The sequence below is a fragment of the Pseudomonas sp. PLMAX genome (assembly GCF_046042685.1).
GTDB classification, from domain to species: Bacteria; Pseudomonadota; Gammaproteobacteria; order Pseudomonadales; family Pseudomonadaceae; genus Aquipseudomonas; species Aquipseudomonas putida_AE.
The window spans coordinates 3,737,803-3,755,626 of the sequence record NZ_CP064949.1; the positions used below are offsets into that span (position 1 = coordinate 3,737,803).

A 17,824-nucleotide genomic window follows, 5' to 3' on the forward strand; every position below is an offset into this window, starting at 1 on the left:
CGTTCGGGTGGCTGAAGGAGAACCGCCATATTGTTACGCGCATCGACTAACTCCTACATTATCCAACCAGACAGTTGAATCGAGCACGTATTCTGTAGGATTTATCTCTCCCGGCAAGTGGAAAACGGAATGAAAAAGCAGGACGAATCTGACTTAACAATTTCTCTACAGTCGTGAATAGTAGCCCCAGCCTACGAACAATTAAGTTGCTAAGGGGACCATTATGAACAGCACCGATCTACTTTCCCTAAAAAACCACATACGCACCGTTATCCGTGGCAGCGAAACAATCGAAGACTTATGGATCACATGCCTTGAAGTGATAAAAAAAATGAATTTTGAGTATTTCTCCTACCGTATTCAGCATCCGACCCCTTTTTCAAACCCAAAAACGTATACTTATGGCAATTATCCCCTTGATACATCATGCATTTTTACTAGAAATATCCATCAGAGAACTATAGGGCAATTCCAAGTCAGCCCAGAACACTTAGCAAGCCTTAGCCAAACACCAAATCAAAAAGTAAAACATACGATAAATCTAAATGATTCGATTTTCTTCATGACTCAATCAACTCAAAGAGCAGAAGGTGTACGAGAGAATTTTCTTTTAGCAAGAGCAAATCATGAAATTGAAAGCCTCGAACTAAAAATCTCACGCACACTAACAAAAATCATGACAGAAGAAATGTATAATAAGCTTTTCTTGCACAATAAACCTATTCCACAAAAACCAATTTTATCACCAAGAGAGAGAGAAATACTACTCTGGGGTGCAGATGGGAAAACTTCAGAGGAAATCGCAACAATCCTCGGGCTTTCGCAAGACTCGATAAACTTCCACCATAAAACAATACAAAAGAAGTTGGGCACAACCAACAGAGCACAGGCCATTGCCCATGCAATAGTCAAAGGCTACATATGAGACGTGCAAGCTGAAGTTCATGTAAAAATGAACATAGCTTCAGTGTGATTAAGGCAATACCATGAGTACATAGCCTTATAGCTACTATAAAATCAATTCGGTGACTCCAGATTTAAAATCACTGTAATCCAGAATATCAATGGATGGTTGCACCGGCACTCAGGTTCATTATCGTCCCAGTCATTGCAGTGCAATGTTCAAGAAAAATCACCGCCTGCGCAATCTCTTCTGGCTTTACCCAGCGATTGAGTGCGCTATTTTTTGCTGCCAAGGCGATCAACTCCTTCACATCAGTGCCCGTTTTGTTCGATCTTGTTTTCAGGCTCTTTTCTTCTCCGGGTGTCATGACATCCCCAGGAGCGATGCAGTTTATCCTGATCGTCTGGCCACACTCCCAAGCCAAGGGACCGATGATGGCGTGCAATGCACCTTTGGCGGCAGTGTATAGGGAGTTGCCTGTCTGCTTTGCACCGGGCAAAGCTGCCTGTGAACCGATGAAAACGATATGTCCTGCCCTTTGTTCCTCCTGCCACCGGCGTATAGCCAGCCGTGCCAATAAGAGAGGGCTGAATACATTAAGCGCAAAGATCGCCTGCAGTCCGGGTAAATGAGTGTTTATGAACTCATCATCAACACAGGCTCCTGCATTTAAAACGAGCAGATCGGGCATACCTTTGATTTTTTCAGCCGCTTGCCAAACCTGCTCTATCTTCTTTGTTTTATAAAGATCGCAGGCAACATCTCCGCCACCCCGCTGCAAGGTAACAACTGCATATCCTGCCTCCCTGAGCGCGTCAGCAATAGCCCGACCAATGCCATAGCTGGCGCCCGTCACCCATGCTGTTTTACTCTCCAGAGACCTCATCGGACGTCTCCTTGTCGTACTCTAATACAGCAGAAGCGATTCTCTGCGCTTCAACGAAAGGTGTGGATTTGCCGTTTATCGTAGGGACATACCAGTTGTAGTAGGTGCTGCCCTCGCTCATGACCCCTGTAATGAACAAATGTTCTTGTACTACACCATGCGTCGACACGGCCTTTGATTCAGCATTCACGGCGAACCCTGGTGTCGCGAGCCAATCAATATAACGAGCATGAATTCGCCCTCCGTCAACCAGTGCGCCCAGTAACACAGAGGTGTTTTTCTGCAACGTCGGTTGAGAGGTATAGCCTTGCAGAAGGTGATTGAGATCAAAAGATACTGGGGTGTCAAATACGGTTGACTTCACATTCCAGCATCGCCTCTTTGGCGCCCATTGCAATTCGGGAGCGGGACCGAGTGGCGTTGAAACAATCCCCGCATGGAGCAACATTAACAACTCTTCATGGCGGTCATGCTGCGGACCGATTGCAGTGCGATTAATTGCTGAAGCAAAGTGGTTGTAGAACCAACTATGGGAGGATGGCGTCAGTCCCCCGTAATTCACAACGGTCCTGATGGAATCCCTTGCGCTCATCAAGACTTCAACTGCACGTTTCATGGCACTTCCTGATAGCCCCAAATGAGCCTCATACAGATCTTGTTTTACGAATTCAACGACCGAAGCACTGTATTCCTCGCTGTTTTTTTATGACAAATCAGGCCAAAGCAAGCCATTCATCAACTCCATGGAGGCCTGCGTCGGCACCTCCCGGTCCAGCATGGCTTGTGCAACATCCTGGGCGAGCAGCGGATAAATTTCCGTCATGAAGTTGATAGCTGCCTGCCCCCGCTGCTTGCGCAACGCCATTGCGGCTTGCTCATTGAAGTGGAGCGTCGGAGCAAAGGCAGCGCGACCATCATCGACAGGACGTGCCCGTGAGGGCAGTCCGCTACGAGAGAAAAGGATGATATTTGGCTCGTTACCTGACGGCTTATAGACGCCATCGGAAAAAACACCTCCCCTACCCCGGGTCAATTCAGCGATAGCATCCATGGCCGTCAAACCAAAACCTTGTATCCCGACAGTGCTGCCTGCAGGGATGTTCAGGCTACTGAGTTCAGCGGTGTAGATATCAGCGATCGTTTCTTGGCTGTTGGCCACTGGAAACATATGACCGATAGCAACCACTACATGGTCACTGACAATCTTGCGCCGCGTAAGCAAACAGGTGACTTCTTTCCGCCCGGCCTGTTGTATATCGATAGCCTCGTCTTCGATATATTCCACTTGGCAATTCAACGGACAACGTTCCAACAAGTGCAGATACAGCTCATGGCAGTAAGCCCCAAACAGGCGTCTGGGCACGTAAGAGCCGGCATCCGCCGCGATCCCATTTTGCTTCAGCCAGGGCAAGAAATCCGCAAACGTGCCTTTGAGCAATGATGGCTGAAATTCACCCCCGGGGATCAGGGTCAATAAGCCTGCCACAGTATTCAGAAGAAACCTGTCGGAGAGGGACTGCCCATGAACGCCCCGCCCCGGCATGCCTTTATTAACGACAACGATCTGTACCTGTTGCTCAGGCTGTTGCGCGGCCAGCGACAAAATACGCTCCAGCACGCAAAGCCCTCGAGGACCCAGTCCGATAATGGTGATACTCACGGCTTTCATGGCATGTGACCTTATGAGTGACGTTAAAACGCGTCGGATGTCGGTGCCTGGCGAGCGGAGAGGACCTTACGCGGCTGAGCAACCAATGTTCTCAAGGCCTGGGCAATGGTTTGCGCCGCGTCGGCGCCTCCCAGCAAAACCCAGTTTGGCAGCGTGATGTGATGACGCCTTGCTGAGTCAGCTTGGGGTAGTTGATAACGCGTCGGCTCGAAATCGCCCTTATTGCTAAAGTTCTTTATTCTTGGGCTCGAGAGTGGGTTGTACAACGTGAATGAACGAGCCCCATGAAAGACAGGACACCGTTTCCCCCTTACGATAAGGGATAGGCAAACGGTTATGTTTATGACTAACAGCAACGATAAGAGTGGGGAGCTTTTGGGCCAGGAGCGGCGGCGCCGCTGGAGCCCGGAGCAGAAGCTGGCGATGGTTCGCGAGAGCCTTGAGCCAGGACAAAGTGTGTCGGTCGTCGCTCGGCGCAACGGCATCAATGCCAACCAGTTGTTCCTGTGGCGCAAGCTCTATCAGGACGGCAGCCTGTCGGCGGTCAGTGCTGGTGAAGCCGTGGTGCCGGCCTCTGAGCTGAGCGATGCACTCAAGCAGATCCGTGAACTGCAACGGATGCTGGGCAAGAAGACGATGGAAGCAGAAATCCTCAAAGAGGCCGTGGAGATCGCCCGGTCGCGAAAATGGATTGCGCACTCACCCTTGTTGCCGGGGGACGACCAGTGAAGCTGGTCAGCGAATGTCTCGGTGTGGCGCGCTCGCAATTAACGGTTCGAATCAAGCAATCGGTATCGCCCAAGACACGGCGAAGCAGGCCTGTGAACGATGTAGAGCTGGTCGCTGAAATCCAGCAAGAGGTCAGCGAACTGCCCAGCTATGGATACCGTCGCGTCTGGGGACTGCTGCGTCGCGCACGTGAAAAGCGGTCGCTGCCCGCGATCAACGTGAAACGGGTTTACCGGGTCATGCGTGATCACAATCTGCTGCTTGAACGCCGGATCAAACAGCCCGGCGTGCCGCGTCGGCACGAAGGCCGTATTGCGGTGGAAACCAGCGATACGCGTTGGTGCTCGGACGGCTTTGAGTTCCGTTGTGAGGACGGCGCCAAACTGAGCGTGACCTTCGCCCTCGATTGCTGTGATCGCGAAGCCATCGGCTGGGTTGCGAGCCCGACCGGGTACAGCGGCGATGATATTCGCGACCTGATGTTGGAAAGCGTGGAGAAGCGTTTTGGTGATCGACTGCCCGCCACGCCAGTTCAATGGCTAAGCGACAACGGCTCGGCGTACACCGCTGAACAGACACGCCTGTTTGCTCGACAGATCGGCTTGCAGCCATTGACCACACCGGTGCGCAGCCCGCAGAGCAACGGCATGGCCGAGAGCTTCGTGAAGACGATCAAGCGGGATTATGTGGCGCACATGCCCAAGCCAGATCGAGAAACGGCGCTACGTAACCTGGCAATTGCCTTTGAGCATTACAACGAGCAGCATCCGCACAGCGCTTTGAACTATCGCTCACCGAGGGAGTTCAGGCGCTTGGCAGCTGCATCAATTTAACGGGGAGTTGGTGTCCGGTTTTGTAGGGGCAAGTCCAGTGAACTTATTCATCGGTTGATAAAGCGGGCTGACTTGAACATTCAACTCTTCGGTCATTGCCTGGGCCAAGGCGTCTATCGTGCATCCAGGAAAGTACTTTTCGAGCCCTACTTTCATTACCAGGTTGTAATAGGTACACCGTGTATTACGTGGATCACGTCGCAAGAAGGTGACGAAGTCCCCCTCTCCTTCGAACAACGCCTGCAAGGTCTCTGCGCACTCTTCACGCTGCGCATTCTGCCGATCCAGGTGCTGCAGCCGGTCGAGCAATATGGCGGATTGAAATTCCGTGAGGCAAAAATTCTGCCCTTGAACCGTTCCTCGCTCTACCAGTTCCAAACGTCTCACTCCAGGCGCCCCCGAAAACAGCCGGCCGTCAGCCCTCAGTTGCTCAAGCTTCTGCGCCAGTACGGGATCCGATGTCACAACGGCTCCCCCCTCTCCTGAGGTCAGCACCTTGGCTTGTTGCATGCTGAAACATCCCAGGGCACCAAATGCCCCTACCTTACGGCCACGCCACATTGCCCCGTGAGCCTGCGAGCAATCCTCAATCAGCGGGATTGTGTAACGCTCGCAAATGTCCAGGAACGCGTCGATGTCCGCCGTTCGGCAGTAGGGATGTACGAGTAAGATCGCCTTTGTTTTCGCGTTAATCCGTGATTCGGCCGCTTGCGGTGACATCGCCATGGACTCGGGATCAATATCAACCAGCACCGGGACTGCGCCCACGCTGCAGGTAGCGGAAGCGCAGGCAACCCAGGTCAGGCCAGGGACCAATACTTCGTCACCCGCCCCTACGCCCAATGCCAGCAGGGAAATCGTCAGCGCAGAGGTTCCGCTAGTGACAGGCGTGCAATATCGAGTGCCGCAGTACTCGGCAAAAGCCCTTGCAAATCGTCTCTCATAGGCCTCCTGGCCGCTATAAGCTCCACTTATCGTCCACCGTGTCGATTCCAGCACCTCTGTAATCACTTTCAGAGTACCGCTGTCGTGGGAAGGCCATTTTGGCCAAGCCTGCGTTGTCACAGGTGTGTTGGAGCCAATTGAAGTTGTCGTATCAGTAGTATGAATATTCATGACTGTTTCCTGATGACAGGTTGTGGTTTGGATAAAAGAAATGGTTCAAGAAATCAGATCCCAAAAGGGTTCGGAGCGATCGGACTTACCCGGTGTGGTATGGGCACGATTGGTACAGTTTGTGCACATCTCGCACGCACCTTTTCGATTGCCGATTTCCAACTCTCCTCGAATACGCGAGTAGTTATCACTGTTCCAAATCTCGGCAATGGACTGGTCGCATATATTGCCCATGACATGGCTTCGATAAGCGTCCTCGTAACACAGAACAACATCTCCAGTGATCGTGACGATCAACATTTCGGTAGGGGCAAAACACCGTTGAGAGATGTCCAGTTCCGTGGCTTTGGGCAGCTCCATCATTTTTCCGCCACGATTGGTCAGCACCAGATCGTCAGAGAACTGGACAACTTGTTTGGGCCTGGGTGGGTGTGATTTTCCGCTGTGGGAAGTGATAACTATCATTTGCATGCCGGCATCGACCAGCGAGTCATACCGCTGCTGAGTAAGCAAATCACCGTTTGTAAACAGTACAGGGCGGCATTTTGGCACCGCCTGTAAAATACGCCTGACAATATCTTCCAAACCCGGATGTATTAACGGCTCATTATATAAATGAAATGAGATTCTCCCATCGAAGTCTATTGCCTCCAGCCGAAAAATAAACGACGACAGCACATTCTCCTGAATTAATCGGGGCACATGAGGGAGAGGCATAATCGACACAGGACAATAGCTGCACTTTCGATTGCACCGAGAATTGATTTCAATTTCAACATTCAAAAGCTTCATAAACCTTGCCTCGCAATGTTTAAATGACAGGATTTACTACGACCCTGGAGATGCCTCATCCTTTGACGATGGTTTCGATAGTGCGACAAATCGCCAATACATGCTGATGATCAATAGCCGGGGAGCACAACATTTCAATACCGACCGGTAACGCGTCTGGGCCCATCACGGAGAAATTCATTGCGACAGTTTTAGCGCAAGTGGCAACCGAAACATGGCGGGCCAGCACCAACTGATCAGTTGAAAATTCATTTCGATGATTTATCGCAGGCGGTGTTATTCCCACAGTGGGATGTATTAGCACTTGGCACTTACTTGTATTGAAATAATCCACAACGTCTTGCTTTATTTTCCCCGCGACCGCCTGAGCGCGTTCATACACGGGTAAGCTTGGTCTGCCTGGTGGAAAAGCCAGCACCTTGATTTTATTGGCTGCCGAGGTATCACGATTTTGAAGTAGATCTTCCAGTGTCGCGGGCCCCTGTGATCGAGAACCGAGATAACGATTAAACGCTGTTAACAACTCATGGTTGACGATCGTTGCTAATGCATGGGCAGCCAATTCGAATGAAGCAGGCACCTCTTGCATGACAATATGGGCACCTGCGGCGGAAAGTTTAAATATTGCCTCGTACATGCTCTCTTCAATACTCGGCATCAATGCCGCCAGAGAAAAGTTTGCCGCAACAGCAATATGCAAATTGATAGGCTCTACGGCGGGCAATTCTTCGTACTCATGGATGAGACTGTCCAACAACGAAATATCGTCAAGGGTGTTGGCGATCAGCCCTAACTGATCGTAACCGGAAGATGTCAGCGGACAAACTCCATCTGTGGCAAACCCTGGGTGAGGTGCTCGATAAGCAGAAACGCCACAGAACGCCGCCGGAATACGTAAAGAACCCACTGTATCTTCGCCGACGGCGAAATAGGCAGCACCGCCCGCTACTCCTGCCGCGCATCCGCCGCTGCTGCCACCCGGCGAGTGATGAGGGTAAGCAGGATTGACCACGCGCCCGAAGTAGGGGTTATCGGATGACCAGCCATAACTCATTTCATCCAGATTAGCTTTGCCGATACACATGGCACCCAGGGATCTCAAGCGGGCAACCAATGAATTATCAACTGACGGGTAATTGCTGTTCAGGGCTAGAGTACCGTTAGTTGTCGGGAACCCAGCCACGTCAATGCTATCCTTGACAATATAATTTATGCCGGACAGTACTCCGCCCCAACGTTTCAACGCTGCATGAACAGGAAAATCACTTTCCGGCCCAACAGGTATCCGATTGACAAAGACGTGATAGTTGTCCGCCCAGTCGATCTCTTTATAAAACGGATGCGATGCACCCATTCTGATTGACGCCGATTGCTCCAACGTTTGGCGCAGATTTTTCTTGCTAAACATTTGCTACATCCTCTGATATTTACCCTTGCGTACCGGAAATACATGAGCGCAGAAAAGCGATATCGGCGTTCATCTCCTCCATGGAAAGTTTGGAGTAGTCATTTTCAAGGATGTAGGCTTCACAAAATCCCAGTTGCTCTATTCGTTCAATAATGGCAGAAACATTTCCTTCGCCATGCCCCAGGAGGGCATTATCATAACCGGGCAACACACCATCCTTTACATGGACTTGGGAGAGTAAGTAGGGATGAACTGAAGAAATAATCTCTTCAACTGAGTGGCCCCAGCGAAGTGGATTAAAGATATCCAGAAGCACTCTGAAACTGGGTTCGCCAACCTGACACACCAGCGCTAACTGTTTTTCCGCCGACAAACTGTTTTCACTGGCAATCAAGACCGAGTGTCGTTGCGCCGCCTGACATAATTCTTTGAAGAACGTTGCCGTTTCGGCAAGGTCATCAGCCCCCACTATTTCATTTTTATTGAAGCTTGGGATATACACGACGGGTACATCCAAAAACTCTGCTGCGCGGACAACATGTAGGCAGAATTGAAAAAATTCAGTTCTGAATTTTTTCCCGACATAACTATTCAGGCCAAAATCCTCAACTAGGTTCAATCCTATGGCACTGATTTTTTGACGACTATCGCTACACCCCAGACATTGACGTAGTTGTTGCTCATTGGCGAAACGGCACTCCCTCAACATACGCATTTGGGTGAGCGTCTGGATGCCCACGTGCATCATCATTCCGTCAGGCAACGTGCCAGGCAGGCCGGATTCGGGCAAGCTCCAGGCCGCGCAACCGACATTAGTCATCGTAGGATTCCAGGTAAGTAACCGCCTGCTGTAACTGCCCACAAGAAAGCTCACGCCAGTGTTCAATATAAGCAACCGTGCCAATCGTTACAGGGATAACCAGGTTCAGCGCTCCGGCACGATGCGCAACAATCGCCACTAAGGATTCATACAGGGCTGCTGTCTCGACCTCTCCGGGGACGGTCACTCTCAAGCCTGCACTTTTCAGCGTATTAACAATGACATGGCAGGTATCCCACGCCAGCAGATTGCGTTGGGCACTGATGACGGCAGATAAGGCAATATCGATAGCCACGGCTTCACCATGACTCACTTTATAGTTCGTCGCCGATTCAATGTGAGGGCTAAAGGTATGACCAAAATCGACATACCGCTGATAACTATCAAGCTCATACAAATTCTCAGACAATTCCGTCAGCATGCCAGCCACAGAGCGGTCAATAATCTCCCAGCCGATTGCGCCTTGGAGATTCTCCTCATTTATATGAGCCGAGACGTTGACCAGTTGCCTGAAAAGTACCGCATCCTTGATGACCGCTATCTTGATCGCTTCCGCAAAACCGGATCTTAAATGCTCTACGGCGAGGGTCTTTAAAAAACAAGGGCAAACAAAGGTATACTCCGCCGGGTAAAATGACCTCAGGACATTTTTTTTACCCTCATAGTTAATTCCGTTCTTTATGCCGACCGCAGCATCAATCATGCCAATGAGTGTGGTCGGAACCTTTATGCACTTTACACCGCGCCTGTATATCGATGCTGCAAACCCGACAATGTCCAGACATACGCCGCCACCGACGGCAATAATCTGGCCATTTCTTGGCAAGTTGACTTCCTTCGCCAGGCGACACACTTCCAGCGACATCTCAATTTCTTTATTTTCCTCGGTTACGGCAAGCTCAAAAAAATTGACACGCTCGCCTCCTTTCAACAGAGAGAACTTTCTGCGAATCGCTTCTCCATATAGAGCATTTACGGTCGGGGTGTAAATGACCATGGCAGAGCCGGTGTCGACGGTAGATTCCAGCAAATCAGAGTTTTCTGAAAATATATTGTCAGAAAGCAAAATTTTGTACTCTCTTAATAGAGTGGTACGGATTGCGTAGCGATGATCGCTCTGTTTTAGCTCAGATGCTGAACGCCACCTGTTTGAAAAACCCATTAAGCTGCTCATGATTCACGTCCCTCTTTGTTCATTAACAAAGTATCAAATCCCAGCGAAGCAGCGGCTACAGGCTCTGGTGTAATCTGCATAAGTCGCTTTATGACAAGGTTCACCGCATAAATGCTAACTATCGCCTGAGATAGAAATGCAAAATTCGAGAGTAAGCATAACCATTGAAGGGTGACTTTGTTCAGGTTAACCAGGAATAACAGAGGGATGACAAATGTTGCCAAGCGAGTACAAATTGCCAGCAGCGACCAGATCGTTCGCCCAGACGCCTGCAATATTGAGCCATTGATATGTATTAGGCCTGACGTCACAAAGTTCAACGACATGCATACCAGGAAGTAGGCGGCCTTACCTTCTACTTGGCTGTCGTTGGAAAAAAAAGACACCATGGAGCTTCCCCACAAAAAGCACCCTGCCGTCAAGCACAGCATAGTACTCACTACCATCGCCAACGAAACAGCATATATTTTTTTGACTTTTCCAATGTCGTTGGCGCCAAAATAGTATGCAGCTATTGGGACGCATCCATAAGCAACCGAAACGGATGGGATAAAAAGTGCTTGGATTAACATTAACCCAATCCCGACTGCCGCCTGCACTTGCGCGCCCAGTTTTGCAGCTGCCCAATACATCAGTCCGGTGTACACATAAATCACAAACGTTTCCAATCCTGCTGGCAGGCCGACTGTGATGATTCGTCGTGCGATAATGCTTTCCCAGCGAAACGTTATTCTCGGTTGTGCAAAATGACGATAACAATCAACGGCTCTATATAGGATAATCGCCGCTGTAACCGAGGTTGCCAGGGTTGTAGCCAATCCAGCGCCCAACGTGCCATGCCCCGTGACACCCGGTACACCGAAGATCAGTACCGGCGCCAAAACCAAGTTGATTGGAACGGAAATACATTGAGCAACCAACGGCCCATAGGGCTCGCCAGCTGCACGCAGCCCGAACGTTCCCACGGTGATAATAATTTGCAGCGCTAATCCAGGCATATAGCCATATAAATAGGATTCGCCCATCTCTTGTGCGGCCTCACCCGAGGCTAACACTGACAAGGCGCGCCCGCCGCCCATATAGCCCACAACGACAACACATATGCTGCAGGCGATAGCCATCAGCCCTGCATGAATAAAAAATATACGCGCCTGTGCATACTTCCCCGCCCCCAACGCCTGTCCAATCAAGGACACAACACCTATCCCCAGTAGTTGGCCAAGCATGCCGGTAAGCAAAGCAGCGGTGGCTGTTGAGGTGACCCCTGCTATAGCATCAGCGCCCAACCGACTGACAAAGAATAAATCAATAACCAGATATAGGGATTGAATAACAATTCCCACCCCGATGGGAATTGACATGCGCGAAATACTCTTTGCGACCTTTATATAATCAGCAAACATAGCCTTTCACTCTAACGGCATTACTGCGCTACGCAGGAGTGCCTTGCTGCAGTGCGAATGGACAGCAGAATAGTACCTGTGTGGAGGCGTGCAACTACCAATTTTGGTAGTTGCACATTGATTTTGCAGTCAGCAGGATAACTGCGAGCCATCGTTCATCTGCCTGCCGAGGGAAAAGTTTGATATGAACAATTGTACTTACGACAGTATTATAAACATGATCCTATACCACGTAAGCGCTTCCCCTGATCGCGTCGCCGTTAAATGCGGGGCACAGCGGTTAACCTATCGACAACTGAACGAACAATCGGATCGAGTGGCTGCGTATCTGGAGCAAAAGGGTGCCGTAAGCCACGGCATTATCGCTGTTGCCATGGAGAGAACAGTCCAACTGGTAAGCGTCTGCCTGGGAATCATGAAGCATGGCAGTGCCTATCTTCCAATAGACATCGAATACCCCGAGGAAAGAATCCAGAGCTTGTTGAATAACGCCAAGATAGAGCATATTTTTTGCGACGCCCCTGTATCTATTCCTCAGCAATTTTCTGAGGGGATCATAAATCCGCAAGACATTATCAATAGTTGCTATCAACGGAAAAGTTCGAATCTGCCAAATAAGGAGACGCCGGCTTACTGCATTTATACGTCTGGCTCGACAGGCGAACCTAAAGGCGTGCTAATAAGCCATGATGGGCTATTGAATCATACTCAATGGTTTATAGATGAATTTGGCGTTACCGAAGCTGACGTTCTATTGCAACGAACCTCTATCGCTTTTGACGCGTCTGTATGGGAGCTATGGACTGGGCTGGCGGCTGGCGCCTGTACGGTCATCCTCCCTACGGCTTATGCTAAACATCCGCTTGGCATACTGTTGACACTGCAACAAGAGCACATATCGATTGCGCAATTTGTTCCTACACTGTTACGTGAATTAGTGCGATTAAGGCAATTCGAGCATATGCCCTGCCGCTTGGTATTTTGCGGCGGCGAGTCATTAACCTGGGAGTTGGTCGATCAGTTCTTTTCAAAGACTCGAAGTCAGCTGGTCAATCTCTATGGGCCTACCGAGACGACCATTGACGTGACTTTTTGGCGCGTGGAACAGGGTGGCGGCAGAGATTTGCCTCCGCCCATTGGTAAACCCATTCGCGGAATGCAAGTTTATTTGCTGGATGAACACGGTGCTCCCGTCAAACAGGAGCAAGAGGGCGAAATAGCGATCGCTGGTCCAGGCGTAGCGATAGGGTATGTGAATACGCCTAGCGAGAACGCGCTGCGTTTTTCGACGCTCAACGTCGATGGAAAGCCAGTACGGATCTATAAAACAGGGGACATCGGGATTGTTTCAGCCTCCGGAGAACTCTCCTTCTTGGGCCGGCGAGACAGCCAGCACAAGGTGAATGGGCACAGAGTCGAGCTATTGGCCATTGAGCAAGTCGTCCAACAAACACCTGGAGTGCATTGCGCCGCCGTCTATCTCGACATCCTCGCCAGCGGAGAAAAACAGATTTGTGCGTGTTACGTAGTTGAGGCCAATGTTGAGACTCACTTGCTTGAGCAAAGGATCAAACAGGCAGTCTCAGCCCAACTCCCCGCCTATATGCACCCCAGCCAGCTGTATTCGCTTGCCAATCTGCCTCTTTTGCCTAACGGCAAGGTCAATCACAACGCGCTGCGTGAGATGAATGCAAATCCCAGTGTCATCACGCCGTCAGTCGCCGGCGACGCTTCGACATTGGATCGATTACAAGCTATCTGGAAGGAAATCCTCAGCCATCAGGCGATCTCGGCCGACAGCCATTTTTTTGAATGCGGCGCGACTTCCCTTTCGGTGATGATGCTGCTTGGCAGAATTGCCAACCTCTTCAATGTTGACCTTACCCCCAAAGATATTTTCGACCATCCGATACTGGCTCAGCAGGCGGAGTTGCTCAACGGCAGCGCACGCCAGTGTGGTGAAAACAGCCTATTGCTGGACGCCCATGCATGGCGCAAGCGCGAAAGTGAAGATACACCCGGACTAGCCCAACGCGAAATCCTTGAAAAGCCCCCCGAAACCCCAGCCTATCTGGAAAATGTGGTGATGGCGTTTTACATTCGAGGCGAGTGTTCAGTGGCCAGGGTTCGCGAAGCCTTCGGCGCCGTACTTGAACAGCAACCGGCGTTACGTTGCAGTTTCGAATTCAACTCACACGGCCAGTGGCGTCGTTTACAACACGCCTTTGATGAGTTTCCGTTGCCTTTTCACCTGATAAACCTGGCGCTTGATAGCAATATCAGCCGAACCGTGGCCGATCTGATCGTTGAAGAATCATCGACCGCTTTTGACCTGAGGCATCCACTGTTGATTCGGGCAACCTACCTTGAATGCCAAGGGACGGATGACGTGCTGATCATCACCGCCCATCACATTGCATTTGATGGTTGGTCAGGTGCGATTCTGGTGGACCAGCTTTGCGCGCACTATCAGTCGTTACTCGCTACCGGCGTGCCTGACGAAGCCAAATACTGCCTGCAATACGCAGATTATACCGATGCCCAACATCAACGTTTGGCTGAAAACCTGCTGGATAAACATAGCGTTTTTTGGCAAGAGACACTGAAACAGCTGCCCGAACCCTTTCCATTGCGCGGCGCTATTCAGCGGCCCCAGCAATTTACCTATCGCAGTGCCGTTCTACCGCTCAACCTGGATGCGCAATACCCCGCAATCGCGCAATTGTGCAGCCGAACGGGCTTCAGCCTTTATACCGTTATCCTCACTGCGTTCTTGGTTTCTCTCGCCAGAAACACAGGCATGACCGACCTTTACGTACGCTCTCCGGTAGCCAACCGGACCGACGCGGCCCTGGAGCCGGTAGTGGGGTATTTTGTTCACCCCATGGTGATTCGACCCCGGCTTTCTGATTGGTCTCCTTCTCTGCGGCTGTTGGAGCAGGTCAATCATTGTGTGTTGGATGCCTATGGTCACGCCATGCTGCCGCCGCATATTTTTGAGGCCAACTGTTCGCCCCGCGATGTCGCTTACGGCTCCCGATTTCCCTATTGGTATAACCACCATAACTATCCTTCACGGCAGCGCCAATTAGGCACATCACAGCTCCACGGTATCGGGGTTCCGTCGAGCGGGATTAAGACCGATGTTTCGCTTAACACACTACGTACCGAAAGCGGATTGGTCGGTAGTCTTTCCTACTATCGCGACGCCATTCCTGACGATTGCGTGGAAGCCCTGTTGGTCAGCTTCAAGCAGGCATTGAATGAGTTACTTGCCATCGGGAAGTGATAGCAAGTAGTTGTGCAGTGTTAAGGCACACTCTTTACAGGAGACTATCATTGTGATGGACCAGCTCACTCAAACACCTGAAAACAGTGATACATCGTTACTTCTGCATTTAGATGAACTGCCTGAGCTTGTAGAGAAGATAGTGAAATTCAGTGGCCGCTGCGAGGCTGTCCGGCAACTGGGGGGCCTCACGTTCCTGCGAGTGGCCAGCCAATATTTTTCGTTGCAGGTCATTGTTCTGGATTCGACACTCAGAAACGCCACGGCCGAGATTCGCCAGGGAGACATCGTCTCGGTGAGCGGCCTGTTAAGATCAAGGCCGGATGCCCATGAGCGTCCAGCCAGCCCGCGAATAGATCCGAATAAATACGAGGTCGTTCTCCAGCAATTCTCCATCATTCTTCAATCGCAAAAGATTGATCTCTTGACGGAGAAGGATGCAAAAAGTCGGCAATCCCTCAGGCATCGCCATCATCAGGCTAGCCAACTCATATCGTTGGTCAGGCTTCACCTTGAGCAGCAAGGCTTTGTGCAGCTTCAGGCTCCGTTGTCGACGGACTTCCATGAGCAGCAACGAGTACGTGAGTTAACGGCTCTAAGCGATAACTGCTTTTTCAGTTCTCCCCTGTTCAGCGCTTACACGACCGAACAGTTGATGCATGGCACGCAGCGATTTTATTTTTTTGTCGAGGGAGCAGGCGCCCTGCCCGACTTGCTGCATATCGTGATTGCTCATCATGAACCTGGTCTCCACGCGCATGAGGACTTACTGACCGCCATCATTGGACATATTATCGAGCTGCTCGCGCCTGATATTCATTGGGAACCGGATGAGGCCACGGCTCGCTGGCAAGACTTGATTCTTCATACCTTTCCGTCGCTTCGAATAGCCAGCAGTTACACCGGGTCGACAGTCACACTGCCCCTTATCAGCACGAATAATGGCAAACGGATTGCAATACGTCGGTGCCTGCGAGGCGCGCAAGAAGCGTCGGGCAGTATCGCTACTGCCATGAGTTTGGTTCTGGGGCCGCTCAAAGAAGAGCTGGATGCAATCAAAGCCGCTAAGCAGCTCAAGCCACCCGCACAGCAGGTCCTGGCAGACATGGACACTGAAAACGGTACAGCTTACGAAGCTTATTCAAAGCTGGAGTCTGAGCATCAGATGCTATTGGTCGAACGATCCTTACAGGCGTTCAACCCAGCAAAAGACTTTGATGCGGCCCGACTCTCCTCCCTGGCAGCACTGCATTACATGGAACCTGCCCTGCATCACTACGGAATTGATCCGGCCATGGCGCATCGATTTCTCTCGCTCCAGGCCCAGCTACATGGGGACTCCAGCAGTGCTGTTTGCCCCATCGCGTTGTTCCAACTGCTGTGGACGGTGCTGGGCAACCCTTCGGCCAAATTATTACTGCAGAGCGACACAAACCGAGACCGCTTGGTGTTCACGTTTGTCAATAAACGGATACTCACCGATATTCGCCAATTGGTGTTTATCCATCCCTCCGCGATTGACGCCTTGGAGTTGTTACTGGACCGCATACGTGACAAAGAAACGCTGGGACGCCTTCGCACACTTTTGCGCAACGTGATCGCCAGAACTCCAACCGAGCTTGCGACGTTACTTACCACTCTAGCCGCGATGGAGCCCGCCAGCATAAACGCCGCAATCGCAGAACCAAAGAAACTCGAAAGTGCCGTGAAGCACGGTCTTACCACGCCTTATTGGATGTCTCTCTGTTTAGGTTGCGAAGACCTCACCCCACTCATCAATTCGCTACGCATCAGCAATCTGCAGTTCAGTCAGCGGATACTCGGCAACAGCCCTGTTTTTTCTCCACTATCAGAAAATAGCTTCGATATGGATGATGACGAAATTGCCGGTGACCACGAGAGCTTGCCACTCGCCGAAATTATTTACACGCTCTTCAGACCAGTCACCGCGGGCATTAGCGAGTTGAAACACGCGCTGTCTGAATTGCAAGACCATTGCGCCCACATAGAGCGCGCAGGATTCAGGAAATTCAACTTGGAATTTAATCCACACCTGCATTGCTATCGCTACATTATCGGTCAACGGCGGCAAATCCATGATTACATCCGTATTTACTTATCTAAAAATGCAGCTTCTTTTTTTGCAAAGTCAACGACCGGAATTTGCACCGATACTAATCTGGAGCTCTTCAAAAGAGCTGATCACTTTCATTTGAATGTATTCAGTGAGCATTTAGGGAGAGTCATAGGCAATGTACAGTTACACACCGTATACATCCATAATGAAAAAGCGCTGCTTATTCGCGGCATAAACCCGATAAAAAACTATGCGACCGCTTGTTTGGTCGATGAGCTGCTGAATTGTGTCATTGCCTGTGCAAAGGATCTTGCGATCGAAAACGATTTTTCTCTGGTTTGTGTGGCTGAACAAAATGGTCTTTGGAACTCTAACTCCAATCGCCCAGAGATGCGTGCCGCTCTAGCAAAGCGGACTGCGCATCTGGACCCAATCGTCTTGGATCGACCCTTTCATCTTTATAACTATTACACTACAAAAATAAATCTTTCTTCTGTCTATCCACTATGGCGTAACCCCCGCTGAAAAGCACCCGCCACACTTCTCACAGCAAGCTCTTCTAGACACGGTTACACGATTAATCAGATCGGACTCGACAGGCAGTAAAGGTGTGGGCTGTTACGTTCTGGACTAAGTCCACTGAAATTTTATTCGCTCCCCATCGTCGGGACTTAGTTGAGGCCGCGTCCATCAAAGGTAGGAGCCCACGATGGTCAAACGGTAC

General features: G+C 50.6%; 13 protein-coding genes. 4 read left to right on the forward strand and 9 right to left on the reverse strand.

Annotation, left to right across the window (positions count from 1 at the left end; translation table 11 throughout):
* Positions 1–223 precede the first annotated feature (223 nt).
* Positions 224–925, forward strand: coding sequence for a LuxR C-terminal-related transcriptional regulator (locus DKB71_RS17185; RefSeq protein ID WP_408596093.1), 702 nt, complete (start codon positions 224–226; stop codon positions 923–925).
* A gap of 136 nt (positions 926–1,061) precedes the next feature.
* On the opposite strand, the gene DKB71_RS17190 is transcribed toward DKB71_RS17185, so the two are convergent.
* The 3 genes from DKB71_RS17190 to DKB71_RS17200 form a co-directional block, all read right to left on the reverse strand.
* Positions 1,062–1,790, reverse strand: a complete 729-nt coding sequence (locus DKB71_RS17190; protein ID WP_323626824.1) for an SDR family oxidoreductase — start codon at positions 1,788–1,790, stop codon at positions 1,062–1,064.
* Positions 1,771–2,406, reverse strand: a complete 636-nt coding sequence (locus tag DKB71_RS17195; protein WP_408596095.1) for a hypothetical protein — start codon at positions 2,404–2,406, stop codon at positions 1,771–1,773. Before DKB71_RS17195 ends, DKB71_RS17190 begins: the two co-directional genes overlap by 20 nt.
* 87 nt (positions 2,407–2,493) lie before the next feature.
* Positions 2,494–3,459, reverse strand: coding sequence for an FAD/NAD(P)-binding protein (locus tag DKB71_RS17200; protein WP_408596097.1), 966 nt, complete (start codon positions 3,457–3,459; stop codon positions 2,494–2,496).
* A 342-nt stretch (positions 3,460–3,801) separates the two neighbouring features.
* On the opposite strand from DKB71_RS17200, the gene DKB71_RS17205 reads away from it, so the two are divergent.
* Positions 3,802–5,021, forward strand: a protein-coding gene (locus DKB71_RS17205) for an IS3 family transposase (RefSeq protein ID WP_408596099.1) whose coding sequence is annotated in 2 segments (ribosomal slippage) — positions 3,802–4,147 and positions 4,147–5,021 — 1,221 coding nt in all. Because the reading frame shifts where the segments join, the coding sequence is not laid out codon by codon here.
* On the opposite strand, the gene DKB71_RS17210 is transcribed toward DKB71_RS17205, so the two are convergent.
* From DKB71_RS17210 to DKB71_RS17235, 6 genes are read right to left on the reverse strand one after another with little or no spacing between them, the layout of a single operon-like run.
* Positions 5,013–6,137 (reverse strand): DegT/DnrJ/EryC1/StrS family aminotransferase, encoded by a 1,125-nt coding sequence (locus tag DKB71_RS17210; RefSeq protein ID WP_408596101.1) that lies wholly within the window; start codon positions 6,135–6,137, stop codon positions 5,013–5,015. The two genes, DKB71_RS17205 and DKB71_RS17210, sit on opposite strands and share 9 nt — an antisense overlap.
* Positions 6,138–6,182: 45 nt before the next feature.
* Entirely contained in the window at positions 6,183–6,929 is a 747-nt protein-coding gene (locus DKB71_RS17215; protein WP_408596103.1) for a radical SAM/SPASM domain-containing protein, read from the reverse strand.
* Between the two features lie 55 nt (positions 6,930–6,984).
* A complete protein-coding gene (locus tag DKB71_RS17220) occupies positions 6,985–8,337 on the reverse strand; it encodes an amidase family protein (RefSeq protein WP_408596105.1) in 1,353 nt (450 codons plus the stop codon).
* A 19-nt stretch (positions 8,338–8,356) separates the two neighbouring features.
* Positions 8,357–9,157, reverse strand: a complete 801-nt coding sequence (locus DKB71_RS17225) for a sugar phosphate isomerase/epimerase family protein (RefSeq protein WP_408596107.1) — start codon at positions 9,155–9,157, stop codon at positions 8,357–8,359.
* Complete coding sequence (locus tag DKB71_RS17230; protein WP_408596108.1) at positions 9,150–10,331, reverse strand: hypothetical protein; 1,182 nt, start codon at positions 10,329–10,331, stop codon at positions 9,150–9,152. The genes DKB71_RS17225 and DKB71_RS17230 overlap by 8 nt, the downstream gene beginning before the upstream one ends.
* A complete protein-coding gene (locus DKB71_RS17235) occupies positions 10,328–11,692 on the reverse strand; it encodes an MATE family efflux transporter (RefSeq protein WP_408596110.1) in 1,365 nt (454 codons plus the stop codon). The genes DKB71_RS17230 and DKB71_RS17235 overlap by 4 nt, the downstream gene beginning before the upstream one ends.
* A gap of 226 nt (positions 11,693–11,918) precedes the next feature.
* On the opposite strand from DKB71_RS17235, the gene DKB71_RS17240 reads away from it, so the two are divergent.
* Positions 11,919–15,023: an amino acid adenylation domain-containing protein gene (locus DKB71_RS17240; RefSeq protein WP_408596112.1), complete on the forward strand. Its 3,105-nt coding sequence runs from the start codon at positions 11,919–11,921 to the stop codon at positions 15,021–15,023.
* A 55-nt stretch (positions 15,024–15,078) separates the two neighbouring features.
* Positions 15,079–17,625 carry a hypothetical protein gene (locus DKB71_RS17245; RefSeq protein ID WP_408596114.1) on the forward strand — a complete coding sequence of 849 codons (2,547 nt, stop codon included), beginning with the start codon at positions 15,079–15,081 and terminating at the stop codon, positions 17,623–17,625.
* The last annotated feature ends 199 nt before the right edge of the window (positions 17,626–17,824 follow it).